Consider the following 843-nt stretch of genomic DNA (forward strand, 5'->3'; position numbering starts at 1 on the left):
AAAGACCTAAGTATTAAAGGCAGTGATGTCATCGCCCAACAAAACATCAAATTACAAGGCGAAAACGTCAATATCGAAGCATTAGATGCGAAAACGACGTATCAAGAAGAGTATGAGCGCAAAAAATCAGGGCTTACTGTTTCGATAACAGGCACGGCGAGTGATATTTACAACGCCAACCAAACCCGAGAGCAAGCGAAAAAGCAGACCAATGAGAAAACCAAAGCGCTGATGAATATTAAAGCGGGGTTACAAGCGGGTAATGCGGCGCTAGAGGGCGGTGCTAATTTACAAAATGGTACGCCACAAGCCTCCATTGGCATTAATGTCAGTTTGGGCAGTGAAAAGACCAAACGCACGGTAAACCAAGAGCAACACACCGTAGTAAGTAGTGGCGTCTCAGCGGGGCATAACCTCAGCATTATTGCGACGGGCAATGGTCAAAAAGAGCGTGGCGATATCAATATCATTGGCAGTCAGGTATCTGCCGGTCATGATGTAATGCTCAAAGCGAACCATGATGTTAACATCATCGGACAAGAAAACACGACCAAAACTGACACTAAAGAGAAGAATAGCAGTGGCTCGGTAGGCGTGGGCTATAACTTTGGTGGAGAAAAAAATGGCTTTACCATCTCGGCCAGTGCCAGCCAAAGCAAATCCCGCGAAAAAGGTAACGGTACCGATTGGACAGAAAGTGTGGTAGAGGCAGGCAATAAGCTTACGATTATCACGGGTAATGACGCCAACATTGTTGCAGGGCAAGTGAAAGGCGATAGGGTGGTGGCTGATATAGGTCATGACCTTAATATTGAATCGAAACAAGACAGCGATGAGTTCCAC

Annotated in this window: 1 protein-coding gene; it reads left to right on the plus strand. The window is 46.0% G+C overall.

Going from position 1 to position 843, the window contains the following annotated elements:
* A partial coding sequence (locus tag A9G25_RS07490) for a hemagglutinin repeat-containing protein (RefSeq protein WP_176701096.1) occupies window positions 1–843 on the plus strand: 843 nt, incomplete at both ends.

The organism is Gilliamella sp. Bif1-4 (genome assembly GCF_001690535.1).
GTDB classification, from domain to species: Bacteria; Pseudomonadota; Gammaproteobacteria; order Enterobacterales; family Orbaceae; genus Gilliamella; species Gilliamella bombi.